This window comes from Pseudomonas sp. rhizo25 (assembly GCF_031931935.1).
GTDB lineage: Bacteria > Pseudomonadota > Gammaproteobacteria > Pseudomonadales > Pseudomonadaceae > Aquipseudomonas > Aquipseudomonas synxantha.
In genome coordinates this window covers 26,857-48,557 of record NZ_JAUJXA010000014.1, presented here as the reverse complement: position 1 = coordinate 48,557, position 21,701 = coordinate 26,857, and the positions used below count along the sequence as shown (strand labels likewise).

Sequence of the window (21,701 nt, the reverse complement as noted above, 5' to 3'; positions counted from 1 at the left end):
GAAACCTCAGTGCAGGGCCGAGCGACCGATCATGTCGAAGGTCACGTTCATCAACTGGACCAATTCCACACCGATCCAGCGCCCCGTCATGATCAAAGTGATACCCACTGCCACCAGCTTGATACCGAAAGGCAGCGTCTGGTCCTGCACTTGCATCAGCGCCTGGACCAGGGATGTCATGACCCCTACCACCACCGCCACAATCAGCGGCGGTGCGGTCAACATAACCACCAGCAGCATGCCCTGCTTGAACAGTACGATCGGTTCCATAAGCCACTCAGAGATAGGAAAGGAACAGGCTGTCGAGCAATCGCGACCACCCGGAAACCATCACGAACAAGAGCAATTTGAGCGGCAGGGAAATGGTCATCGGCGATACCATTTGCATACCCAGCGCGAGCAGGAGATTGGAGACGATCAGGTCAATCACGATAAAAGGGATATAGATCAGAAAGCCAATTTCAAACCCCGCCTGCAACTGTGACAATACAAAGGCCGGCACCAGCAGGATCAGGTCCTCACGCTGGACTTCCTGCGCCATCTGCGCCGGCCACATGCGTGCGGAGTTCTCCAGCAGGTGGGTCAGAATATCCGGGTCAATATTGCGCAACATGAACGTGCGCAACGGTTTGATCGCCTCCGTCCCCGTCTGTTGAAGGGCGCTCACGCTGGTCAGGTCCAGGGGGGAAACCTTGACGATCTCGGCCATCTCGTAACCGACAGGCGCCATGATGAACAGGGTGGCCGCCAGCGCAATGCCGTTGATCGCCATCCCCGGAGGCACCTGCTGCACACCGATGGCGTTGCGGGTGATCATCAACACAATCACGATCTTCAGGAACGCGGTGCAGACGACCAACAACATGGGCATCAACGACAACGCCCCGAGAAATATTGCCAGGACGACCGGATCTATTCCCTGGAAACTACTCATCGAGAAAAAATCACGCGAGACATCTGCAGCCCCAGCCGCCCGTCCACTTCAACCAACTGGCCCAGGCCGAGAGGGCGGTCTCCGTAATAGAGTCCGGCTGTGCCAGGGGCGTACCCGGAGACGCCCAACACCGCGCCTGGTGCAAGATTGCGTAATTCGCCGAGCGTCAGATTCAACGTACCGCAACGCACATTGAGCGCCATGCTCAATTCATCGAAGGGTTCATGCCCGAACACATCCGTTACCGCCGTCTCATCCTCATGCCCTGAGTAGGGCTGTGCTGCAAAATCCTCGTCCACAAGCATGTCCTCGATAGAAGTAAGGGTCAGGCGCATCGGCCCGGATTCGGCGTCAATCCAGCCCACCAGGCGCCGTTTGCCAACCTGTACATGACCAGTTCCCGACGCACTGAAAAAGGCCTGTTCAAGCACCAGCACGTCACCGGCCCGCACACTGCGCAACTGGTGCATGGGCAATTGCAGGCGCCCCAGCGTCACATCAATCGCCAGTTGAAACTGCGCCGGCATTGGCTTAGCCATGGAACGCCAAGGCCCCGCCTGGCATAACGCCAGAAAGCTATCGACAGATAGCCACAGGTAGCCGACAACACGGGACGCACCGAGCGTCACGCAGAATCGGCAACCAAAGTTCAAGGGGCGGGTGCCCGGCAGCAAACGCAAATGACCAAACAGCGCCTGCACCTGGGGGCTCAGATGATGCTGGAACAAGGACCAGAACCAGGCATCCGGATCGTTGCCGGCCTGCGCCAGTGTCACCGGGCATTCACCCATCAAGCTCAATTGCGGTCCCGGCTCACTGAGGGCCAATACTCCGCAGGCCGTTTCGAAACAGAGCGGCTGGATACCCACAGGGGCAGCACCAGGCTCCATTTTCAACTCGCCACTTGAGCCGGCGACTTCAAACGGCATACGCATCCCGTGCCCCAACCGCTGTCGGGCAACCGCGATATCAGCCTTGAACGTAGGAAATATAAGAGGTGGCAGCATCATGCCTGCGCCGATCTGGCCAAGTACAAACTCACGGGCTGACCCATGCTCGCAGCCAGACGTTGCTCACATTGTTGGCGTACCCCACTGAGCCAGCGCGCCGAAGCGTCTTGCTCCGCGTCCAGCTCAACGCTCCAACTGCCCTGCTCTCGACGAATATCGGCATTGATCCGCCCAAGGCGTCCGAGGTGAAAGACCGCCATCAACGGCCATTGCGGACCGACGAGCATTCGCGGCGCCAACTGCTCGGTCAGCGCCTCGATCATGGCGACATCGCCCGACGCTTTGATTCCGTTCAGAGAAGCTCCGTATCCGCCCCCGCCCTGACCATCATCGTCAAACAACTGGCTAAACAGTCGCCGTTGCTCCCAAGGCACCAAGGCACTGAACTCGGGGGCACGCTCATCGCGCGGGCGCTGACGTTCAGGTGTCGTAACTGCAACCTGTTTCATATCGGCTCCTGCCGCAGTAAATCAGACAACTCTTGAATTTTTTCCACTTGGCGCAAGCATAAAGTGACCTGCTTTTGCGCCTGGTTGACCTGCACCACCTGCTCTTGCTGCCGCCCTTGCAGCCGCAGCAATTGGTGTTCTTCGCGCTGCGTGCCCGCCGACAACTCCTGCTCCTTGGCACTCCAGTTCTTCAGCGCCTTGAACGTCACCACCTGCCCCTGGTGCTCGCTCAATAGTTGCGCACATTGCCGGGCCTCTTCCTGGCGAGTCCGCTCGAGCACCTCCTGCATCTCGCGGATGTGCGAGACCAGCGCTTGCTGAGCCCGTTTTGCCTCACGCAACGCACGCTCCGCACGATCGGCACGATGCCGGCGCAGGCGTCGCAAGGTATCGATTTCACCCGATAACATTTCAGAATGGGACATGGGCAGTCAGCTCCGTCAGTTGGTTCATGGTGACGGCTAGCGGCGAAGGTTCCCGCAAGTCCTGGCGCAGAAACCCGTCTACCGCCTGCCGACTGTCGACTGCGAGGTCGGTGAGGGCATCGTTGCCGGGTTGATACTCTCCCAACTTGAGCATCAGCTCGATCTGCTGGTAAGCCGACAGCAGGCGCCGCAACGCCGTACCGGCACGGATATGCGCGGGCTCAGCGACATTGCTTAAAATCCGCGAAAGACTGGCCAGGACGTCGACCGCCGGGTAGTGACCGCGCTCGGCCAGCTTGCGTGACAGGACGATATGACCATCGAGCAGAGAGCGCACTTCATCCGCCACGGGATCGTTCATGGAGTCCTGCTCGATCAGCACCGTGTAAATAGCCGTGATCACACCTTCGCGGGTCAACCCGGCGCGCTCCACCAACCGCGGCAACAAGCTATAGACCGACGGCGGCAAACCACCGCGCCCCAAGGGTTCACCGGCAGCCAGGCCGATTTCGCGTTGCGCCCTGGCGAAGCGGGTCAGGGAGTCGATCAGCAACAACACCCGCTGGCCCTTGTGCCGGAAACCCTCGGCCAGCGCGGTCGCCGTGAACGCGGCGCGCGCGCGCTCCATGCTTGAACGGTCAGAGGTGGCGCACACCAACACCGCCTTGGCCCGCAACTGTTCATCCAGCTCGTGATCGAGAAACTCGCGCAATTCCCGGCCCCGCTCACCAATCAGACCGAACACGATCACATCGCATTCCACGTTACGGGCGATCTCGGCCAACAAGGTGGTCTTGCCGCAACCGGCACCGGCAAACAGCCCGACACGCTGGCCCTCCCCCAGCGTCATCAGCCCATCAATCGAGCGCACGCCCGTCGCCAGTGCGCGGTTGATCCGCGGCCGTTCCGTAGGCAGGGGCGCCTCGCACAACACCGGGGTCGCATCAGGTGCGTCCGCTTCGACGAATGCGCCGGCACCGTCACCCGCAATCGGGCGACCAAAACCATCCAGCACCTGCCCCAGCAACTCATCACCGACCCGTACCTGGTGTGGCACCCCCAGCCGCTCAACGCTGGCACCCACGCGCACGCCTTCCAGATTGCCCAGGGCGCTCAGCACTGCATCGCGCTGGTCGAACCCGATGATCTCCGCCAGCATGTAGTCACCTGGTGCTTTCTCGACCTGGCACAGGTCGCCGATACGGGCCTGGGGCAATCGGCATTGCAGCAGCATGCCGTTCACGCGCTGAATGCGTCCGCGCATCGTGACCGGGGCGAAGCTGCTCAGCGCCTGGGACTGGTTCAGCTGCCAAGCCTCCAGGCGCTCCTGCAACGACCCCCTCACCAGCCCACCTCATAACGTTGCTCGCCGTCGAACACCACTTTGCTGTTGTCGATCAATACCAGGCGCAGCCCATCCACTTCATCGCCCACGAACAGCCGGGTTCCCTCCTCAAGCACCACATGGCCGTTCGGGCCACCGACAATCTGCAAGATCCTGAACGGCAACCTGACGTCGCGAACCCGTACGCGGCTGATCACCGGCACGCCGGTATCGAACTGCTCGGCAAAACGGTCGAGCATACGCGCGATCAGTTCCACTTCTTCCTGGGAAACGACACCATTGAGGGCTATCTGGTCATTGACGATCTGCAAGCTGACACGCTGGAGCAGCTCGCGCTCGGTGAGCATCTTCATCAGTTGCTGGCGCACCTCGGAGGGCGAATCCAGCCCGGGCTTCTGAATCACTGCCGGCATCAGCGATGCCTGGGCCTCGCGCTCGCCACTGAAGATAATACCAACCGCCATGATGATTGCGGCGCATAACAGAAGTAGGCTTACCAGGCCTTTTTGCTGCGTCGACGAAATGGACGACAGGGTCAATGGCAACGTCTGGGGCTCAGGTTGCGCTACCTGCCTGTCTTGCTTGGGCGCCGACGCTTGCAGCCAAGGCTGATCAGCCGGGCTGACACACAAGCTGACACTGCCAATTACGAACGCAGTGTTGAGCGCCAGATCGCTGATTTGCGCCAACATTTGCCCATCGCTGTTTTTCAACAGCCCAGCCTCAGCCTGCACCGACCACCGGCCATCGGCCAACAGCAGGCGCGCGTGATGCTCGGCGATACCTGGATCATCCAGCAAAAGATCGGCATCCCCGTGGGCGCCAAGGCTCCATTGCTCGCCAAACAAAGGCAGCGCGGCCCCTTGGTGCAAACCGTCCAACACCCGGAGTTCGAACATCAGTGCGTCCCCCCATACTCAAGTAGCGATGTGTTCATGCCAACGTCCCGTGCATCAACTCATCCTGGCTAAGATCAAAACGCCCCAGCACCTTCACCTTGGAATTGCTCCCCAGCTCGGCGAAGGACAGCACCGGCACATGGTTGAACTCCTCAAGCAACAAGGTCCGTAAAGGGCTACGCAAGTCTTGCGCCACCAACATCACGCTTTTAGTTTTGGCCCGGGCACTGAAGGCCCTGTTAAGCAGGTTGACCATCGCTGCGCTGTCATCGCTGTCGAGTGCAAAGAACACTCCCGTCTGGGTCTGGCGCAGAGCCTCACGCAGGGTGTTTTCGGTATGCGGTGATAACAACCAGGCATGCAGGCCATCGGCCTCGCTGTACTGGTGGAATATCTGCGACTTGAGGGCAATGCGCGCATAGTCGGCCAGCGCTTCCGGCTCGCGCTCATGCTGGCCATACTCGATCAGCGACTCGACAATCAGCCTCACGGCGCGCAGCGGAACCCCTTCGCTGGCCAGGCGTTGCAACACCGCCGAAAAGCGCGATATCGGCATGATGCGTTGCAGTTCCTGCACCAGTTCAGGTTGATTGTGTTCAAGCCAACTGAGGATTGCCTTGCTCTCCTGGATCCCCAGGAACTGCGGCCCGCTGAGCATCATCGCCTGCTTCATGCGCTCGACGATCAAGCTCGTCGCACTGAAGCGCTCCAGCTGCGAGTCATCAAGCAATGGGTCATCAGGTGGCAGCCAGAGCCAATCCTGTTCATTGCGCTCGGCCAATCCCGGTATGCCATGCTCAGGCTCAACCGTAAGCGCAGCGCGAGCCACGGCCACTCGCTGGACCACCGACGCCTTGACCATAGGCACTTCATGCACGCAGAAGCGCATCTCATCGGCGGCCAGTGAGTCATCGATCTCGACCTCAAACGGCGGCAATGTCAGGCCGATATTGGCAACCAGGGAGTTTCGCACCTGACGGATTCCATGAATGAGATCCGTCACCTCAGGCGTTCCTCGCAAGGCCGAGGGAAACTGCAACAGGTAGGGCCGGGACGGATCGAACCCGCGCAAGTCCTCCTTGCCGTTTTCTTCGGGCCGCGGGGCCTCGACGGCTTCGGCTTCTGGCTGAGCTTGCCTACGACGCCGACGGTCAAGGTAATAACCCAGGGCGCCTGTCATTATCGAGATCAGGATAAACACCAGGGTCGGCATGCCAGGCACGATCGCAAACACCAGCATCGCCACCGATGCGATCATCCAGCTCCTGGGTTCGCTGGTCATCTGCCGGGCGATTTCAGCCCCCATGTTCGTGACGCCCTTGTGCCTGTCCGGTGCCACACGGGTAATGATCATGCCGGCGGTCAGGGAGATCAGCAGCGCGGGGATCTGCGCAATCAAGCCGTCACCGATGGTCAGTACCGAATACAGCGCCATTGAATCGGCAGCGCTCAATCCGTGCTGGAACATCCCCGTGGAAAACCCGCCCAGCAGGTTGACCACCACAATGATCAACCCAGCGATGGCGTCGCCCTTGACGAATTTCATGGCGCCATCCATCGCACCGAACAACTGGCTCTCGCGAGACAACTGTTCACGCTTGTCGCGCGCTTGCTCGCCGTCGATCAAGCCGGCACGCAAGTCACTGTCGATGGACATCTGCTTGCCAGGCATTGCGTCCAGGCTGAAGCGTGCTGCCACTTCGGCAACCCGCTCGGAGCCCTTGGTGATGACCAGGAAGTTGACCAGGGTCAGGATCAGGAAGATGACCATACCCACCGCCAGGTTGCCGCCTACCACGAAGTTGCCGAAGGCCTCGACGATATCGCCGGCGTCCTGTTCAAGCAGGATCAGTCGTGTCGTGGCGATCGACAGCGCCAGGCGAAACATGGTGGTCAGCAGCAGAATCGACGGGAAGGAAGAAAATGCCAAAGGCCCGGGCAAGTACAGCGCCAGCATGATTAGCAGACAGGAAATGCAGATATTCAGTGCAATCAGGATGTCTACCAGCCAAGTGGGCAGCGGCACGATGAAAATGAACACAATCGCCATGATCACCACGGCGCCCAAGACCTCGGCACGCTGCGCCAGCTTGAGCAGTATGCCGTTGATGGTGGACAGCACGCTCACGCCAGAATGCTCGAGTCGGGAAAGCGAGGGTTCTTGCCTTCTTGACGGGCAAGCTCATCCATCACCAACAGGAAATTATGCAGCGCCTCTTGGCGAGACCGGCTATCCGGCCATAGCGCCAGCGGCAAGCTTTGAAACAGTGGGTAAAGCGTATTCAGAGACACAAGCGTGGACGTGTTGCCCCCCATGTCTTCGGCCAGGCGCATCACTTCATTTGAGGCAATGCCGGTGCTGGCGTAGCCCAGCAGGCGCTGCAGCAGGTTTACCGCATGCAGCTCAATCGCCAGGTTCTGGGTCAAGTCACGGCAGCTGCACAACACCCCGCTCAATGCACCGCAACTACGCAGCCCCACCAGCAGGGTGCGCAACATTGCCGTAGGCAGAGACGAGACATGGGCAGCGATGTCGGCGGTCAAGGCACTGGACATCACGTTCAGCCCATGGGCAAAGCGGTCGTCGCCGTAAACGCCCAACAGCGCCTGCATCATGCTCGCCAGGGATTGCCGCGTCACCACACTGGCGTAATAGAGCGCGCGCAGCGCCTGGCGCTCCTGGGGATCGCCACCGGCCTTCTGCAAGGCCACGGCAATATTCAGGCCTGCCTGGATCTGGCCTTTGAAGCGGATCTCCAACTTGGCAATGGCATCCCGCGCCAGGGCGGCTTCGGATTTGCGCGCTTCAGCATCGGCCTGCTCCAACACCGACTTTAGTACCACAAAGGTACGAGCCGGGTCACCGCCAGTGGATTCCAGCAATTTATCTACGCTGGGCTGCATCAGCAATTGCAGCCTGATCCGTCGTGCAATCGCCGAAAAACTTTCCTGGGCCGGATGACCCAGCTGCTCATACAGCTGCGCGAACGCCTGGACCGGGGGCACACGCACCCCGATTTTGCGTTTGTCCAACGTGCGGCTATTGGGCTCTATCTCCTGGCTGAATTGCAGAAAAAGATCATCGATACCTTTGCCCGGCTCAGGCTTGGCGGCCGGGCTGACGGTGTTCAGTTCCAATCGAGGGGGCGTTGGCACTTCGTTGGTGGATTCGACTTTCATGGGCAGGCCAGTACAGGAAGAGATTGTCCCTGTGTGGCAGAGCCCGCGCAGATGGTTCCATCGAAATCTGGCCCACCGACAGCGTGAAAAAACCTGCACGAGCCTCTGATGCCTTTTGCAAACTACTGCACAAAAGTGCCATGCCGATAAAGTATTTATTTATATAAATCAGTTAGTTAATAGAGGATTCTCCGTTGGCACAGGCGGTGCAAAAGAGGTAGCCGTCGAAATCATTTCGACAGCGTCTACCTTAAGGAAAACATCATGAATATCCCTATTGGAGCTATAGCTCACCTTGTTGGCAGCTCGCCTCAATTCATGCTTCACCTGACAGACGACCAACAGAAAAAACTCCGTCGCTTCATTCACAAACGCGTGCTCAACCCGGAAGATGCGGATGACCTTCTACAATTGACCTACTTGGAAGCCTGGCGTAATCGCGAGCGTTTCAGTGGCACTGCAACGCTCAGCACCTGGATGTGCGGCATCGCGCAGAACCTGATCCGCAATCACTTTAGACGTATGTATGCCAAGCCTGCGCATTGCGAATTCGATGAATCGTTGTGGCATGGCCAGGAAGAAAACAATAGCCTGGACTGGGAGTTTGAGATCAACCGGCGCCTGGAAAATACCCTGAGCGCTATTGATCACTTACCAGCAGAGATGCGCAAAACCTTATACGCCTCGCTGGAGACCGACGGCAGCTATCAAGACACTGCCGACGTTTTAGATATACCTATCGGCACCGTTCGCTCGCGCCTGTCTCGGGCACGTGAGCAACTCAAGCGGGTCACTCACAATACAATGCATCAGTAATCTGATTTAACCGGTCAAGCGTTGGGCGACAGGGATATCTGCCCAACACCGTCAAGCGTGGCACGATGGAAATCGTTCGCAAGTCCCGCCCGATCCAAAACCATCCACTCTTGTCGCGGCGATCACGCTCTACTCCCCGCCCCACACTCTGATGATCAAGCCTGCATCTAAAAAGGATCGGGTTGACGCATGAGAGGCGTACATCCCCCTGCCGCCCGTCGCCCAAAGCAGCACTTTCCGTTAAACAGTTGAAAGCGTAGAAAAATTTTCGACAAAAAGGCTTGACGCATTGCCGTTCCAGGCGAATAATGCGCGCCACTTGGCTACATAGCTCAGTTGGTTAGAGCATAGCATTCATAATGCTGGGGTCCGGGGTTCAAGTCCCTGTGTAGCCACCAAGTACTAAAAACGGCTTACCGAAAGGTAGGCCGTTTTTTTATGCGCGCAAAAAAACGTCCCAACTGTATTTTGACGCTTCCCTACCCCGCTGTTAGTGTCCAGCCTCCCTTCACACACGGAGTGCTTCACGGTGAAACTGGACATCTACCAGGTCGACGCCTTCAGCCAACACCCCTTCGGCGGCAACCCAGCGGCGGTGTGCCCGCTCACCGAATGGCTGCCCGACGAGCAACTGCAGAATATCGCGGCGGAAAATAACCTCTCGGAAACCGCATTCTTCGTACCCCGTGGCGACTTCTATGAGTTGCGCTGGCTCACTCCCGAAGTCGAGGTGGACCTGTGCGGCCATGCCACGTTGGCAGCGGCATGGGTATTGATCCATAAGCTGGCCGATGCACCCGAAGTGCTTCGTTTTGCCACCCGCAGCGGCGAGTTGCGGGTGACACGCAATGGCGATGAATTGGCGATGGATTTCCCGGCCAAACAGCCTGAGCGCTGCGAGCCGCCGAGCGGAATGTTGAGTGCGTTGGGAATTGAAAATGCCGAGGTGTTTGGCACCGATGACTACATCGTGCTGGTAGAAGATGAAGCGCAGGTGGCGGCGCTCACGCCGGATTTCGCACGACTCAGGGGCCTACCTAAACGCGGGATTGCGGTCACCGCCAAAAGCACTCGATTTGACTTTGTCTCGCGCTGGTTCGGGCCGAATGTAGGGGTCAATGAAGACCCGGTCACCGGCTCGGCGCACACCTCACTGGCACCGTTCTGGGCCGAGCGCCTGGGCAAATCGCAATTGACTGCCGAGCAAGGCGGCCAGCGCAAGGGCCAGTTGCGCTGTGAACTTCAAGGCGACCGGGTGATTATCTCCGGCAAGGCCGTGCTGTATATGCAAGGCACGATCTACCTTTAGAAAGCAGTACCCCAAGGACAACAGATCATTCTCAAAATGAACGGAGTTCAGCGCGTGTTTTTGATTTCCCGCCGCCACCTGACGGTCATCGCAACAGCCCTGGCCCTCGCGGCCTGCCACACTACCGTCACCGAACAACCACCGGCCCCGGAGCTGGGTTCGGGCTATCGCACCGACCTCAGCACCCGCCACGCCGAACGCCACATGGCCGCTGCCGCCAACCCGCTGGCCGCCGAAGCCGGGCGTGAGATGTTGCGCCAGGGCGGTTCGGCCATCGATGCGGCGATTGCCATGCAGGCGGTGCTGACCTTGGTGGAACCGCAGTCTTCCGGTATCGGCGGCGGTGCGTTCATCATGCTGTGGGATGGGCAACAGGTGTATGCCTACGACGGCCGCGAAACCGCGCCGGCGGGTGCGACCGAACGCCTATTCCTGAACGCCGACGGCACGCAGATGGCCTTCACCGATGCTCAGATTGGCGGGCGCTCGGTGGGCACGCCTGGGGTATTGCGCGCGCTTGAGATGGCGCACAAGCAGAGCGGCCATCTGCAATGGGCCAAGCTGTTTGAGCCGGCGATCCGCTTGTCGGAACAAGGCTTCGCTATTTCCCCGCGCCTGCACAGCTTGATCGCGGCTGACCGCTTTATCGCACAATCGCCGGAGATGGCGGCGTACTTCCTGAATGCCGACGGCTCGCCAAAAGCCACCGGCACGCTGCTGAAAAATCCAGCGCTGGCCGCGGTGTTCAAGCGCATCGCCAAGGAAGGGCCGGACGCGCTGTACCACGGGCCGATTGCCGATGAGATCGCACGCAAGGTGCGGGGCAATCACAATGCCGGCAGCCTGTCCGTGGCCGACCTCAAGAGCTACAGCGCCAAGGAACGCGCACCTTTGTGTACCGACTACAAACAGTGGAAGGTCTGCGGCATGCCGCCGCCTTCCTCGGGCGGGATTGCTGTGGCGCAGATCCTTGGGACTTTGCAGGCACTGGAAACCCGCGACCCTCGCTTGGCTATCGCGCCGATGACACCGGTCAAGAGTGCCACGCCGGCCGGGCTTGAGCCGACAGCCGAAGCGGTACACCTGATCGCCGAAGCCGGGCGCCTGGCCTTTGCCGACCGTGCACTGTACGTGGCCGATGCGGACTTCACCCCCGTACCGGTTGCCGGCCTCGTCGCGCCCAATTACCTGGCCCAGCGTGCCGCGCTGATCGGTGAACGCAGCATGGGCGTCGCCAAGCCCGGCCAACCCGCTGGCGTGCAAGTGGCCTATGCGCCAGACCGCTCGCCGCTGCGCATCTCCACCTCGCAAGTGGTGGCGGTGGACGACCATGGCGGTGCGGTATCGATGACAACCACGGTGGAAGCGGCGTTCGGTTCCCATGTGATGGTGCAGGGCTTTTTGCTCAACAACCAGATGACCGACTTCTCGTTCATCCCCGAGGAAAACGGCCAGCCTGTCGCCAACCGCGTGCAACCGGGCAAGCGCCCGCGTTCGGCCATGGCACCGACCTTGGTGTTCGACCGCCAGACGGGTGAGCTGCTGGCCACCGTCGGCTCCCCCGGCGGTTCGCAGATCATCGAGTACGTGAGCAAATCCCTGGTGGCCATGCTCGACTGGAAACTTGATCCCCAAGCAGCCATCAGCCTGCCGAATTTCGGCAGCCGCAACGGGGCCACGGAGTTGGAAACCGGTCTGTTCAGCCCCGCGCTGAAACAGGCGCTCAAAGACAAAGGCCATGCCCTCAGCGAAATCGAGATGACCAGCGGCGTCCAGGCCATCGTGCGCACGCGGGATGCCCAGGGCAAGGTGTCGCTGAGCGGCGGCGCCGACCCTCGTCGCGAAGGCGAGGCGCTGGGCGACTAGGGTGTTTTGATCAAAGGAGAATGCACGATGCACAAAGCCCATAACCTCAATGCCCTCCCCGGCGTCGATCACGGTTTTTGCTCGATTGATGATCCGCTGCGACCCGATGACGTGTTCATTTGCAAACAAGTGCACAGCGCGTCGGTGATCGAGTGGCAACCGGGTCAGTTGGCCAATACGATTGAGGCCGACGGGGTGTTCACCCGCAGCCGGCAGCCGATTGCGGTCATCACAGCCGATTGCTTGCCCATCCTGATCGCAGGCGGTGAGTGGGTAGCGGCCATCCATGGCGGCTGGAAGGGCTTGCAGCGCGGAATCATCGGCAATGCCGTGCAGCGTTTCATAGATGAAGGCATTGCAGTAGACCAACTGCGAGTGGCAATTGGGCCGTCGATCAAACCGTGCTGCTATGAAGTGAGCGCCGCGTTTATTGCCGAGTTCCAGGCCGATCAAGGCCACGTATGGCAGCACGGCCAGGCGCCTTGGAGCGTTGAACAACCGACACCGCTACAAGCCCCGCACATTCCACCGCCCCATGCCAGGCAAACAGGAAGTGCCTGGTTTGATTTGAGCGGGTATGGGCTGCTGTTGCTGCACGCGGCGGGCGTCAAGCGCAAACATATCGAGGTGAGTGACGTATGCACCTACTGCACCTCCCCGGCGTTTGCCAGCTATCGCAGGAGGACTCATCACCCAGCGGAGAGCAGGACGTTGATCTATTCGTGGATTGCTCGTACATACCGATAAAAAAACGCCTACAAGCCAACCTCTCAGGCCCCTGCCTATCGCCCAAACTTAAGTGCCCTGTCATTTTTTGCGATAAAAACCCTCTTGAGCAGTGCCTTCTCACCTGCGATTTTCTGGCCCGCCCTTTCTTGCCAGAGGCTACGTCAAAGACGTAGAATTTCGCGTGTTGACCATCATAGAATCGCCTTTATTCAGCAGACTATGGCCCGACTATTGGACTGAAGAGGAAAAAGGTATTTTCATGGCTTTCCTTGCCAGCCATCCTGACTCAGGGAACGTTATTCCGCGCTCAGGTGGCTGCCGAAAGATACGCTGGAGCATGGAGGGCCGGGGCAAAAGTGGATCGGTACGAATTATCTACACCACTCAATTGCAGTGCGGAGCAGTAGTAGCACTTCTGATTTATGGCAAGGGCACCACTGAGAGTATTCCGGCACATGTCCTGTACAAAATCGCAAAGGAAATGAACCATGCCACTCACTGAGAAAAAATTGAAGGCACGTGACGCCAAACGCAATATCGGCGAAGAATTACTGGCAGCCATTCAGGATGTCAAAGCGGGAAATTACGGTGCAGTGCACTACGTTGAGGTCACCCAAGCTGCCGAAGCGAGAAGCAAGACGGGGCTGTCGCAACAAAAATTTGCGGAGCTTCTGGGTGTGTCAGTAAGGACCCTTCAAGAATGGGAACAAGGGCGTCGGGCACCTTCTGGTGCAGCGCGCTCGCTACTACACATTGCGGCCATAAGGCCGGACGTTTTTCGCGAAGTTCTCAGTAACGCCTGATGGCGTTACTGACCCGGGCCTATGATCAGCGACTGATCTTCAACCCCTTGCGCCCCGCATGCCGCTCCAACGCCAGTTCAATCAACCGGCTCACCAGTTCGCTGTAGCTCATGCCCGCCGCCTGCCACAGCTTAGGGTACATGCTGATGCGGGTAAAACCGGGCAGTGAGTTGATCTCGTTGATCAAGACTTCGCCATTATCGGTCAGGAACACATCCACCCGCGCCAGCCCTGCGCAACCCAGCACTTCAAACGCTTCAATGGCCAGGCTGCGAATGCGCTCGCTGGCTTCATGGCTGATAGCCGCAGGCACGACCACCTGGGCGGCCTGGTCGTCGATGTATTTGCTGTCGTAGGAATAGAAGCCGTTGCTTACCACGATCTCGCCGCAGCCGCTGGCAATCGGTTGTTCATTGCCCAGCACGGCGCATTCGATTTCACGGCCCTGGACGGCAGACTCTACCAGCACTTTCTCATCAAACCCCAGCGCCAGCTCAACCGCGGCGAAGTACTCGGCTTCGTTGCCGACTTTGCTCACGCCCACTGAGGAGCCCTGGTTGGCGGGCTTGACGAACATCGGTAGGCCGAGCGTGTTCGCAGCCGCCTCAAAAGAGGTGCGAGCCGCGTTTCGACGCGTAAGGGTAATGAACGGCGTAACCGCAATACCGGCGTCACGCAGCAAACGTTTACTGATGTCTTTGTCCATGCACACGGCCGAGCCAAGCACGTCGGAGCCGACAAACGGCAAGTCAGCCATGCGCAGCAAGCCTTGCAGGCAACCGTCTTCGCCAAGGGTGCCGTGGACGATGGGGAAGATCACATCGATGTGCTCCAGCAGCCCCTGGCCGGAGGTTTCCACCACCTGCTGGCTGGCCTTGCCCGGCACTACCGCCAATTCACGGTTGGATTGGTTGAGGGCGATCAGCGCCGGGTTTTCCTGGTTGATCAGGAAGTTCGACGTGTCGTTGAGGTGCCAGTGGCCGGCCTTGTCGATCCCGATCAGGATGGGCTCGAAGCGCGAACGGTCGAGGGCATCGACGATGTTGCGCGCCGATTGCAGCGACACCTCATGCTCGGCCGAACGACCACCAAAAATAATCCCTACCCGCACCTTGCTCATGACTCGGCCTCACTGTTGAAAGTAAGGCTTCTTACCACGGCCGGTCAGCGATTCGCTACCAGATGTGCACCGAACAACAGGTAGCAACTGCCGGCAAAGCGGTCGAGCCACTTGCGCGAACGGCTGTAGAGGCTGGCCATGCGCTCGCTGGAAAACACCAGGGCGACGCTGGTGTACCAACTGAACGACAAGGTCGCCATGGTGATGACCGCCAGAGTCAGCAGCGCAGGCGATGGGGACGGCGGCATGGTCGAAGCAAAAGCCGTAGCGACGAACAGCGCGGCCTTGGGGTTGGACAGATTGCCCAGCAAGCCGAAGCGCCAGGCGGAAAACAATGAGCGTCGCGGCTCGTCGGGCAACTGCACCGATGCCGGCGCCGAGCGCTTGAACAGTTTCAGCCCAAGGTAGATCAGGTAGCAGCCGCCGATGATCTTGAACGCCAGGTACAGCATGGGTGCGGCAGTAAACAGCGACTTGATGCCCAGGCCACCCGCGAGCCCCCAGATAATCGTGCCGGTCGCCACGCCCGCCGATGCCACCACGCCGTGACGTCGCGAACAGCTGGCGGCCAACTGCGCCGTGTTGAAGAAGTTGGGGCCGGGCGTCACCACGGCGACCGTCCACAGCAGCGCGAGCGCCACCAAGGGCGTCACATAGGCAGGGTTGAAAAAATCCATGGAAGGCTCCACCAGTGCAGTAGGCGAACTGCGATCATAGGCCTCGGCCGACGCCTGCACAATCGTACAAGACCCCGGGCAGACAACCGCAGCAGACTCGGTTAACGTATTCCAACCTCCTCCTGTGACAAGTCACTATGGGCAAACCCACCCACACCCTCGATTGGCTGCACCGCGCCCCGCACGCCAGTGGCCTGGACCGCATCGAGGCGTACTTTGCCGGCTTCGCGTTCGACCCCCATCGCCATGACACCTACGCCATCGGGCGCACCTTGTTCGGCGTACAGAGTTTTCATTACCGCGGCGGCATGACCCATAGCCTGCCTGGTACCACCATGGTGATTCACCCGGATGAACTCCATGACGGCCGCGCGGGCAGCGATGAAGGCTTCAAGTACCGGATGATTTATGTGGAGCCGGCGCTGATCCAGCAGATCCTCGGCGGCAAACCGTTGCCGTTCATCCCCGGCGGCTTGTCCACCGACCCGCGGCTGCACCGCGCCAGCGAAGTGTTGTTGCAGAACCTGGAGTGCTCGATTGACCCGATGCAGGAACAGGACGCCATGTACGACCTGGCACAGGCGCTGAGCATGGCGTCCGGCGCCATCGTCAGCCGCAAATCCTTCGACTACATCGCCGCCGAGCGTGCTCGTGAATTCATCCACAGCGCCCTGGGCCGCAGCATCACCCTGGATGAAATGGCCGACCATGCCGGCCGCGACCGCTGGGCGCTATCGCGGGATTTTCGCTTGTTGTTCGGCACCAGCCCCTACCGTTACCTGACCATGCGCCGGCTGGACCTGGTGCGCCACTTGTTGGCCAAGGGCCAACCCTTGGTGGATGCAGCAATGACCGCCGGCTTCACCGACCAAAGCCACATGACCCGTCAATTTCGTAGCACCTACGGCATGCCGCCATCGCGCTGGGTAAAGATGCTCGGCCGCTGATCCAAATGTGGGAGGGGTGGTGTTGCTGGCATTTGGTCATGGTTTGTAAAGGGCCAGCAAGCCGTGTCTCTTTAAATTGCAGGACGTTTCCGAGACAATCCCCGCCGCCTTGTGCCTGTTGGAATCGATGGCTAGTCTTCGGTCCGTCACTGGAGTTCAGTGATCGGGTTTAGCAGCCCGAACTCAATAGGCACATGGTCCACATCCGCGTTTATGGTGGCTGTGCGCGGGGCACCTCCGGGTGCGCTGGTTTTCCTATTGACCGGTCTGCTAACCCGCGTACAGCTGCCACCTTACGTTTAGCAGCGTTGGTGGTCGCTCCCTTGCTCAATAGGAGTTACACCATGACCAAAGCACTTCCCGACCCACCCATGGACTGCCTCGCCGTTAACGAAAATCTCAGCTTCGAAGACGCCCAACTCTATATCTCCCACTTGATCCAAAGCGCCTCAGCCACCGTGTGGGATTGTTGCGATCACCTGCAACCCCACGACCGTGCCCGAATCCATGCCGCGTGGCACTTGCTGGAAATGGCCAAGACCGTGGTAAACCGCACTATCGACTGCATGCCACGTACCTGAAAACACTACAAAACCAATGTGGGAGGGGGCTTGCCCCCGATGGCGGTGGGTCAGTCACAGATGTATGACTGACATACCCTCATCGGGAGCAAGCTCCCTCCCACATTGAGCTCTGCCGGGTTCAAAACCGAGTGCAGCGCTGGAACATGCTCATGAGCCAGCCCGTCAGCTCGACAGCTGATTGGCAAACTGCCCGACCGCGCTCACCACTTTTTGCGCGCCGTCCTGGATTTCCACAATCACCGTGCCCGCCTCGGCCGCCAGGGCCAGGCCTTGTTCGGCTTGCAGGCGACCATCAGCCATCAGGGCGACCGCGTCGCGGGCCATGTCCTGGTTCTGGCGCACCACGCCGACAATTTCTTCAGTGGCTTTGCTGGTGCGCGAAGCCAGTTGCCGCACCTCATCAGCCACCACCGCAAAGCCACGCCCTTGTTCACCGGCACGCGCCGCTTCGATGGCTGCGTTCAGCGCCAGCAAGTTGGTCTGTTCGGCGATGCCGCTGATGGTCTTGACGATAGTGCCGATCACTTGGGACTGGGCGTTGAGCGCCTCAATACCTTCGCCGGCCTGTTGCATGTGCTGGGCCAGGTCACGCATCACATCCACCGCCTGGGTCACCACGGTGGTGCCGCGTTGGGCGCTATCATCAGTTTGCAAGGAGGTGCTGTAGGCAATGCTGGCGGCGTCGGCCACCGCCTGCTCGCGGTTGACCTGGTCGGTGATCACCGTGGCGAACTTGACCACTTTGTACAGTCGCTCGTTGGCGTCCAGCACCGGGTTGTAGGTGGCTTCCAACCACACCAGGCGGCCATGGCTGTCCACGCGCTTGAAGCGTGCCGCGACGAACTCGCCGGCATTCAGGCGTTTCCAGAACTGCTGGTACTCGGGGCTGTTGTATTCCTGCGGCTCACAGAACATCCGGTGATGTTTACCTTGGATCTGCGCCAGGCTGTAACCCATGCTGCTGAGGAAGCGGTCATTGGCGGTGAGCACGTGCCCGTCCAGGTCAAACTCGATCAACGCCGTGGAGCGCATCAGCGCGGTGATCAGGTTGTCATGTTCACGCGAATTCTCGATGGTGCGGGTGAGGTCGCTGGAGAACATTGAAAAATGCTTGAGACGCCCCTGCGAATTGCGCACCGGCTGCACAATCGAGCGCAGCCACGCCTCCTTGCCATTGCCCCGCATCAGGCGTACGGCACCGGCAAAATGTTCGCCGCGCGCCAGCGCATGCTTGAAGCGCAACTGGAACTCGTCTTGGCGCACATGGGCCGGCACCAAGTCTTCAATCGCCCGCCCTACAACTTCACCCAGCGAATAAACCAGCTCTCGCAGGAAGTTGGCATTGGCCCACTCCACCCGGCCCTCGGCATCCAGCGTCAGGCATAGCATTTCGTTCTCCAGGCTCTCCTTGACCTGCAGCAAGCTCGACAAGTCTTCGCGAAGAGCGGCCAGCTCCTGTTTCAGGCGGGTATTGAACATAGGGCACCGATGGGCAAATGGGCGGGACGATTAATGCTGCATCGGCGCTGCCGGCATTTTCTGAATAGCGCTTTAGCCCACCGCCCCACTATATTTTTTGATCCTTCAACCGCCCGTGTTTCGGCACACACCCATCACCTGATACTCCAGGGTATTGAGCTTGCCGCTGGAGTCCTCATAGGTCATGCGCGAGGGCACGGCATTGCACGAGCGGACCGGCGGCGTCACGTTGACCACCTTGGCAATGTCCAACTCCATGCCATAGCGATAGGCCTGCACCTCAGGCACTGGCTTGCCGTTTTTGAACGCGTAGGCGGCCATGGCTTTCTCGTTGCGCTCCATCATCTGGGCGAAAGTTCGATCCCCTCCGCCTTCGGCCAGTGCAGCCAAGGATAAGACGGCGGTTAAAACACCTAAGGCCACTTTATAAAAGTTCATCACGGGTTCCTCGACTGAAAAGTTCAGTGTCGAGATTAACCAGCGAACCCTGACGGCATGTTCACCAGAACATTACTTATTTGTTAGAAGGCCGCCAGCTTGCAGAATCGTAACCTTCATCAGCGTGCCGCCGCACAGCAGCTGCAGCAAATGACTACCCGATATACCCAGTGCTCGCGCTGTAAGCTTACATTCGCTCGCGATTAACTAACATCTGTTCACAAATAGCCGTCTATCAAAATTGTAATATTGGCTCCAGCTTCTCGTTAAGTTGAAATTTCTATACTGGCTTCAACTTATTCACCGAGCACATTCATCTCTGAAGCTTTTGTGTAGCTCCTTTGGAAAGAGATGAGTTTTTAACGCCCCGCTTGGGGCGTTTTTTTTGCCCGCAGGGTTATGCGACTGATGGTCGCAGTTGACCCTGAAGTTACTTCAGCGTTCAGACTTTTCCTACTCCCCTGAAAACAGCTGCCAAACGGAAATGGGCGCTTTCTCTCCCCAGACATTAGAGGTAACCCCCCATGCGTATCCTTGTGGTTGAGGACGAGCAAAAGACCGCCGACTACCTGCAGCAAGGCTTGAACGAAAGCGGCTATGTGGTCGACTGCGCCGCCAATGGCATCGATGGCCTGCACTTGGCCGGGCAGCACGCGTATGAGCTGGTGATTCTCGACGTCAACCTGCCCGGCCAGGACGGCTGGCAAGTTCTGCAAGAGCTGCGGCGCAATAGCACCCAGCGAGTAATGATGCTGACCGCCCGGGGCCGGCTGGCTGACAAGATCAAGGGCCTGGACATGGGCGCCGACGACTACCTGGTCAAGCCCTTCGAGTTTCCCGAGCTGCTGGCCCGGGTGCGCACCTTGTTGCGGCGCAGCGAACACATTCCACAGCCGGAAGTGTTCCGCGTGTCGGACCTCGAACTGGACCCGCGCCGCCATCGCGCTTATCGCGGCACTCGGCGTATCGACCTGACCACCAAGGAGTTCACCCTGCTCCACGTACTGATGCGCCAGAGCGGTGAAGTGCTGACCCGCACACAGATTATTTCCCTGGTGTGGGACATGAATTTCGACTGCGACACCAACGTGGTGGAAGTCTCCATCAGCCGCCTGCGGGCCAAGGTGGATGACCAGAGCGAGGTCAAGCTGATCCACACCATTCGTGGCGTGGGCTATGTGTTGGAAGCGCGTCCATGAAGACCGGCAGCCTGTCGATGCGCCTGGGCCTGACCGTCAGCCTGATGGGCGCGGGGCTGGTGTTGCTGCTGGCCACCCTGGCCTACCTGGCCCTCACCCATGAGTTGGAAAAACTGGCGCGCAAGAACCTGGAAAGCAAGATGGAACAGATCCAGCACAGCCTGGCCCTGGGGCTCGATGCCCAGGCCATCCGTGCCCGCCCCCATTCGCTGTTGGACCTGGTCATCGGCCACGACAATTTCTACCTGACCATCGTCGGCACCGCGCCCAATAACAGCGTGTTACTCAACATCGGTGCCAAGCCCCAGGAGCCCTTGCTCACTGACTTCAAGCCCCGGGAAACCCTCGGCTACCTGAACTGGACCGACAACTATGGCAGCCAGGTGCTCAGCGCCTCCAGCCTGATGCGCCTTGCCAGCGGCGAACGCGTGCGGGTGCTGCTGTCCCTGGACCGCATGGACGACCAGGCGTTGCTCAGCGCCTACCTGCGCGCCACACTGATTGCGCTGCCGCTGCTGTTGATCCTGATCGGCATGGGCGCCTGGTGGCTGGTGCAACGCGGCCTGGCACCGTTGAAGCAGTTCAGCCAAGTAGCGGCGAAAGTTACCACCCAGGACCTGACCCATCGTTTGTCCGTGGACAACTTGCCCCACGAACTGGGTGAACTGGCCCAAGGCATCAATGTGATGCTCGACCGCCTGGATGCGGGCGTACAGCAACTCTCGCAATTCTCCGATGACCTGGCCCACGAACTACGCGCGCCGCTGACCAACCTGATGGGCAAGGCCCAACTGACCCTGTCGCGCCAGCGCCCGCCCGAGGAATACAAGGCAGTGCTGGAATCGAGCACCGAAGAGCTTGAACGCCTGGGGCGTATCGTCAGCGACATGCTGTTCCTGGCCCAGGTCAGCCATCCGGCAGCGCGGGCGTCATTCACCGAAGTCTCCCTGGCCCAAGAAGCCCAGCGGGTGATGGAGCTGTTTGCCCTGAGTGCCGAAGACAAGCAGGTCACCCTGAGCCTGCGCGGCGATGCCCTGGTGACTGGTGATCGGCTGATGATCCAGCGGGCCATATCCAATTTGCTCTCCAATGCCATTCGCCATACACCTGAGGCCTCAACCGTGTTGCTGTTGGTGGAAACCTACTGCCAGGGCGTGTCGCTGTCGGTGGGCAACCCGGGGCGTGGTATCGAAGCGCACCACCTGCCGCACCTGTTCGAACGCTTCTACCGCGCCGACAGCAGCCGTACCCGCGCCGAGGGTGGCAACGGACTGGGGTTGGCGATCGTCAAGTCGATCATGCATTTGCACCAGGGGCATGCTCATGTCACCAGCCAGCCGGGGCGTTTCACACGGTTTAGCCTGGTGTTTCCCCTGAATCTGAAAACAACACAGGTCCAGTGTGGGAGGGGGCTTGCTCCCGATGGCGGCGGGTCAGCTAATGCATGTGCTGGCTGACACTCCGCTATCGGGAGCAAGCCCCCTCCCACATT

At 59.6% G+C, this 21,701-nt stretch carries 21 protein-coding genes, 1 tRNA gene and 2 pseudogenes; 10 read left to right on the top strand and 14 right to left on the bottom strand.

Translation table 11 applies throughout. The features are described from left to right. Positions 1 to 6 precede the first annotated feature (6 nt). From sctS to sctW, 9 genes are read right to left on the bottom strand one after another with little or no spacing between them, the layout of a single operon-like run. Positions 7 to 270, bottom strand: coding sequence for a type III secretion system export apparatus subunit SctS (gene sctS, locus QZR30_RS23185; RefSeq protein ID WP_046070782.1), 264 nt, complete (start codon positions 268 to 270; stop codon positions 7 to 9). A 7-nt stretch (positions 271 to 277) separates the two neighbouring features. Then, a complete protein-coding gene (gene sctR, locus QZR30_RS23180; protein WP_046070783.1) occupies positions 278 to 934 on the bottom strand; it encodes a type III secretion system export apparatus subunit SctR in 657 nt (218 codons plus the stop codon). Continuing rightward, entirely contained in the window at positions 931 to 1,944 is a 1,014-nt protein-coding gene (locus QZR30_RS23175) for a FliM/FliN family flagellar motor switch protein (protein WP_311904312.1), read from the bottom strand. Before QZR30_RS23175 ends, sctR begins: the two co-directional genes overlap by 4 nt. Then, a complete protein-coding gene (locus QZR30_RS23170; RefSeq protein WP_046070785.1) occupies positions 1,941 to 2,393 on the bottom strand; it encodes a type III secretion system HrpP C-terminal domain-containing protein in 453 nt (150 codons plus the stop codon). Before QZR30_RS23170 ends, QZR30_RS23175 begins: the two co-directional genes overlap by 4 nt. Next, complete coding sequence (gene sctO / locus QZR30_RS23165; protein WP_311904310.1) at positions 2,390 to 2,818, bottom strand: type III secretion system stalk subunit SctO; 429 nt, start codon at positions 2,816 to 2,818, stop codon at positions 2,390 to 2,392. The genes QZR30_RS23170 and sctO overlap by 4 nt, the downstream gene beginning before the upstream one ends. Then, a complete protein-coding gene (locus tag QZR30_RS23160; protein ID WP_059398096.1) occupies positions 2,805 to 4,163 on the bottom strand; it encodes a FliI/YscN family ATPase in 1,359 nt (452 codons plus the stop codon). Before QZR30_RS23160 ends, sctO begins: the two co-directional genes overlap by 14 nt. Further along, positions 4,160 to 5,062: an FHA domain-containing protein gene (locus QZR30_RS23155; RefSeq protein ID WP_059398097.1), complete on the bottom strand. Its 903-nt coding sequence runs from the start codon at positions 5,060 to 5,062 to the stop codon at positions 4,160 to 4,162. Before QZR30_RS23155 ends, QZR30_RS23160 begins: the two co-directional genes overlap by 4 nt. A gap of 34 nt (positions 5,063 to 5,096) precedes the next feature. Next, entirely contained in the window at positions 5,097 to 7,190 is a 2,094-nt protein-coding gene (gene sctV / locus QZR30_RS23150) for a type III secretion system export apparatus subunit SctV (RefSeq protein ID WP_059398098.1), read from the bottom strand. Further along, a complete protein-coding gene (gene sctW / locus QZR30_RS23145) occupies positions 7,187 to 8,242 on the bottom strand; it encodes a type III secretion system gatekeeper subunit SctW (protein ID WP_046070790.1) in 1,056 nt (351 codons plus the stop codon). The genes sctV and sctW overlap by 4 nt, the downstream gene beginning before the upstream one ends. A 264-nt stretch (positions 8,243 to 8,506) precedes the next feature. On the opposite strand from sctW, the gene QZR30_RS23140 reads away from it, so the two are divergent. From QZR30_RS23140 to QZR30_RS23115, 6 genes are all read left to right on the top strand, one after another. Then, on the top strand, positions 8,507 to 9,058 hold the full coding sequence (locus QZR30_RS23140) for an RNA polymerase sigma factor (RefSeq protein WP_046070791.1): 552 nt from the start codon (positions 8,507 to 8,509) through the stop codon (positions 9,056 to 9,058). A 321-nt stretch (positions 9,059 to 9,379) separates the two neighbouring features. Continuing rightward, positions 9,380 to 9,456, top strand: a tRNA-Met gene (locus tag QZR30_RS23135). Between the two features lie 131 nt (positions 9,457 to 9,587). Beyond that, positions 9,588 to 10,367 (top strand): PhzF family phenazine biosynthesis protein, encoded by a 780-nt coding sequence (locus tag QZR30_RS23130; protein WP_056845565.1) that lies wholly within the window; start codon positions 9,588 to 9,590, stop codon positions 10,365 to 10,367. 36 nt (positions 10,368 to 10,403) lie between these two features. Continuing rightward, positions 10,404 to 12,233 (top strand): gamma-glutamyltransferase, encoded by a 1,830-nt coding sequence (gene ggt, locus QZR30_RS23125; RefSeq protein ID WP_311904306.1) that lies wholly within the window; start codon positions 10,404 to 10,406, stop codon positions 12,231 to 12,233. A gap of 27 nt (positions 12,234 to 12,260) precedes the next feature. Then, entirely contained in the window at positions 12,261 to 12,980 is a 720-nt protein-coding gene (locus QZR30_RS23120) for a polyphenol oxidase family protein (RefSeq protein ID WP_046070794.1), read from the top strand. A gap of 470 nt (positions 12,981 to 13,450) precedes the next feature. After that, complete coding sequence (locus QZR30_RS23115) at positions 13,451 to 13,765, top strand: helix-turn-helix domain-containing protein (protein WP_046070795.1); 315 nt, start codon at positions 13,451 to 13,453, stop codon at positions 13,763 to 13,765. Between the two features lie 25 nt (positions 13,766 to 13,790). Here QZR30_RS23115 and ddlA read toward each other — a convergent pair whose 3' ends face one another. After that, positions 13,791 to 14,885 (bottom strand): D-alanine--D-alanine ligase, encoded by a 1,095-nt coding sequence (gene ddlA / locus QZR30_RS23110; protein WP_046070796.1) that lies wholly within the window; start codon positions 14,883 to 14,885, stop codon positions 13,791 to 13,793. Between the two features lie 44 nt (positions 14,886 to 14,929). After that, positions 14,930 to 15,562: a LysE family translocator gene (locus QZR30_RS23105; RefSeq protein ID WP_056845569.1), complete on the bottom strand. Its 633-nt coding sequence runs from the start codon at positions 15,560 to 15,562 to the stop codon at positions 14,930 to 14,932. Positions 15,563 to 15,699: 137 nt separating this feature from the next. Between QZR30_RS23105 and QZR30_RS23100 the strand changes: the two genes are divergently transcribed. Together QZR30_RS23100 and QZR30_RS23095 are read left to right on the top strand one after the other, a co-directional pair. Further along, positions 15,700 to 16,509 (top strand): AraC family transcriptional regulator, encoded by an 810-nt coding sequence (locus QZR30_RS23100; protein ID WP_311904304.1) that lies wholly within the window; start codon positions 15,700 to 15,702, stop codon positions 16,507 to 16,509. Positions 16,510 to 16,853: 344 nt separating this feature from the next. Next, positions 16,854 to 17,090: a DUF6124 family protein gene (locus QZR30_RS23095; protein ID WP_311904303.1), complete on the top strand. Its 237-nt coding sequence runs from the start codon at positions 16,854 to 16,856 to the stop codon at positions 17,088 to 17,090. 165 nt (positions 17,091 to 17,255) lie between these two features. Here QZR30_RS23095 and QZR30_RS28100 read toward each other — a convergent pair. From QZR30_RS28100 to QZR30_RS23085, 3 genes and pseudogenes are all read right to left on the bottom strand, one after another. After that, positions 17,256 to 17,687, bottom strand: a pseudogene (locus tag QZR30_RS28100) (methyl-accepting chemotaxis protein); the annotation flags it as partial. 108 nt (positions 17,688 to 17,795) lie between these two features. Then, positions 17,796 to 18,482 (bottom strand): annotated as a pseudogene (locus QZR30_RS28095) (PAS domain-containing protein); the annotation flags it as partial. Positions 18,483 to 18,677: 195 nt separating this feature from the next. Then, positions 18,678 to 19,010 (bottom strand): DUF2790 domain-containing protein, encoded by a 333-nt coding sequence (locus QZR30_RS23085; protein ID WP_311904301.1) that lies wholly within the window; start codon positions 19,008 to 19,010, stop codon positions 18,678 to 18,680. A 524-nt stretch (positions 19,011 to 19,534) separates the two neighbouring features. Here QZR30_RS23085 and QZR30_RS23080 point away from each other — a divergent pair. Both QZR30_RS23080 and QZR30_RS23075 read left to right on the top strand, forming a co-directional pair. Next, positions 19,535 to 20,209, top strand: coding sequence for a heavy metal response regulator transcription factor (locus tag QZR30_RS23080; RefSeq protein WP_059398104.1), 675 nt, complete (start codon positions 19,535 to 19,537; stop codon positions 20,207 to 20,209). Beyond that, positions 20,206 to 21,666 carry a heavy metal sensor histidine kinase gene (locus QZR30_RS23075; protein WP_046070802.1) on the top strand — a complete coding sequence of 487 codons (1,461 nt, stop codon included), beginning with the start codon at positions 20,206 to 20,208 and terminating at the stop codon, positions 21,664 to 21,666. Before QZR30_RS23080 ends, QZR30_RS23075 begins: the two co-directional genes overlap by 4 nt. Positions 21,667 to 21,701 lie beyond the last annotated feature (35 nt).

Coding starts and splice junctions, on each gene's coding strand:
- sctS (WP_046070782.1), bottom strand. CDS start 270: ATGGAACCGATCGTACTGTTCAAGCAGGGCATGCTGCTGGTGGTTATG.
- sctR (WP_046070783.1), bottom strand. CDS start 934: ATGAGTAGTTTCCAGGGAATAGATCCGGTCGTCCTGGCAATATTTCTC.
- QZR30_RS23175 (WP_311904312.1), bottom strand. CDS start 1,944: ATGATGCTGCCACCTCTTATATTTCCTACGTTCAAGGCTGATATCGCG.
- QZR30_RS23170 (WP_046070785.1), bottom strand. CDS start 2,393: ATGAAACAGGTTGCAGTTACGACACCTGAACGTCAGCGCCCGCGCGAT.
- sctO (WP_311904310.1), bottom strand. CDS start 2,818: ATGTCCCATTCTGAAATGTTATCGGGTGAAATCGATACCTTGCGACGC.
- QZR30_RS23155 (WP_059398097.1), bottom strand. CDS start 5,062: ATGTTCGAACTCCGGGTGTTGGACGGTTTGCACCAAGGGGCCGCGCTG.
- sctW (WP_046070790.1), bottom strand. CDS start 8,242: ATGAAAGTCGAATCCACCAACGAAGTGCCAACGCCCCCTCGATTGGAA.
- QZR30_RS23140 (WP_046070791.1), top strand. CDS start 8,507: ATGAATATCCCTATTGGAGCTATAGCTCACCTTGTTGGCAGCTCGCCT.
- ggt (WP_311904306.1), top strand. CDS start 10,404: ATGAACGGAGTTCAGCGCGTGTTTTTGATTTCCCGCCGCCACCTGACG.
- QZR30_RS23120 (WP_046070794.1), top strand. CDS start 12,261: ATGCACAAAGCCCATAACCTCAATGCCCTCCCCGGCGTCGATCACGGT.
- QZR30_RS23115 (WP_046070795.1), top strand. CDS start 13,451: ATGCCACTCACTGAGAAAAAATTGAAGGCACGTGACGCCAAACGCAAT.
- ddlA (WP_046070796.1), bottom strand. CDS start 14,885: ATGAGCAAGGTGCGGGTAGGGATTATTTTTGGTGGTCGTTCGGCCGAG.
- QZR30_RS23105 (WP_056845569.1), bottom strand. CDS start 15,562: ATGGATTTTTTCAACCCTGCCTATGTGACGCCCTTGGTGGCGCTCGCG.
- QZR30_RS23100 (WP_311904304.1), top strand. CDS start 15,700: ATGGGCAAACCCACCCACACCCTCGATTGGCTGCACCGCGCCCCGCAC.
- QZR30_RS23095 (WP_311904303.1), top strand. CDS start 16,854: ATGACCAAAGCACTTCCCGACCCACCCATGGACTGCCTCGCCGTTAAC.
- QZR30_RS23085 (WP_311904301.1), bottom strand. CDS start 19,010: ATGAACTTTTATAAAGTGGCCTTAGGTGTTTTAACCGCCGTCTTATCC.
- QZR30_RS23080 (WP_059398104.1), top strand. CDS start 19,535: ATGCGTATCCTTGTGGTTGAGGACGAGCAAAAGACCGCCGACTACCTG.
- QZR30_RS23075 (WP_046070802.1), top strand. CDS start 20,206: ATGAAGACCGGCAGCCTGTCGATGCGCCTGGGCCTGACCGTCAGCCTG.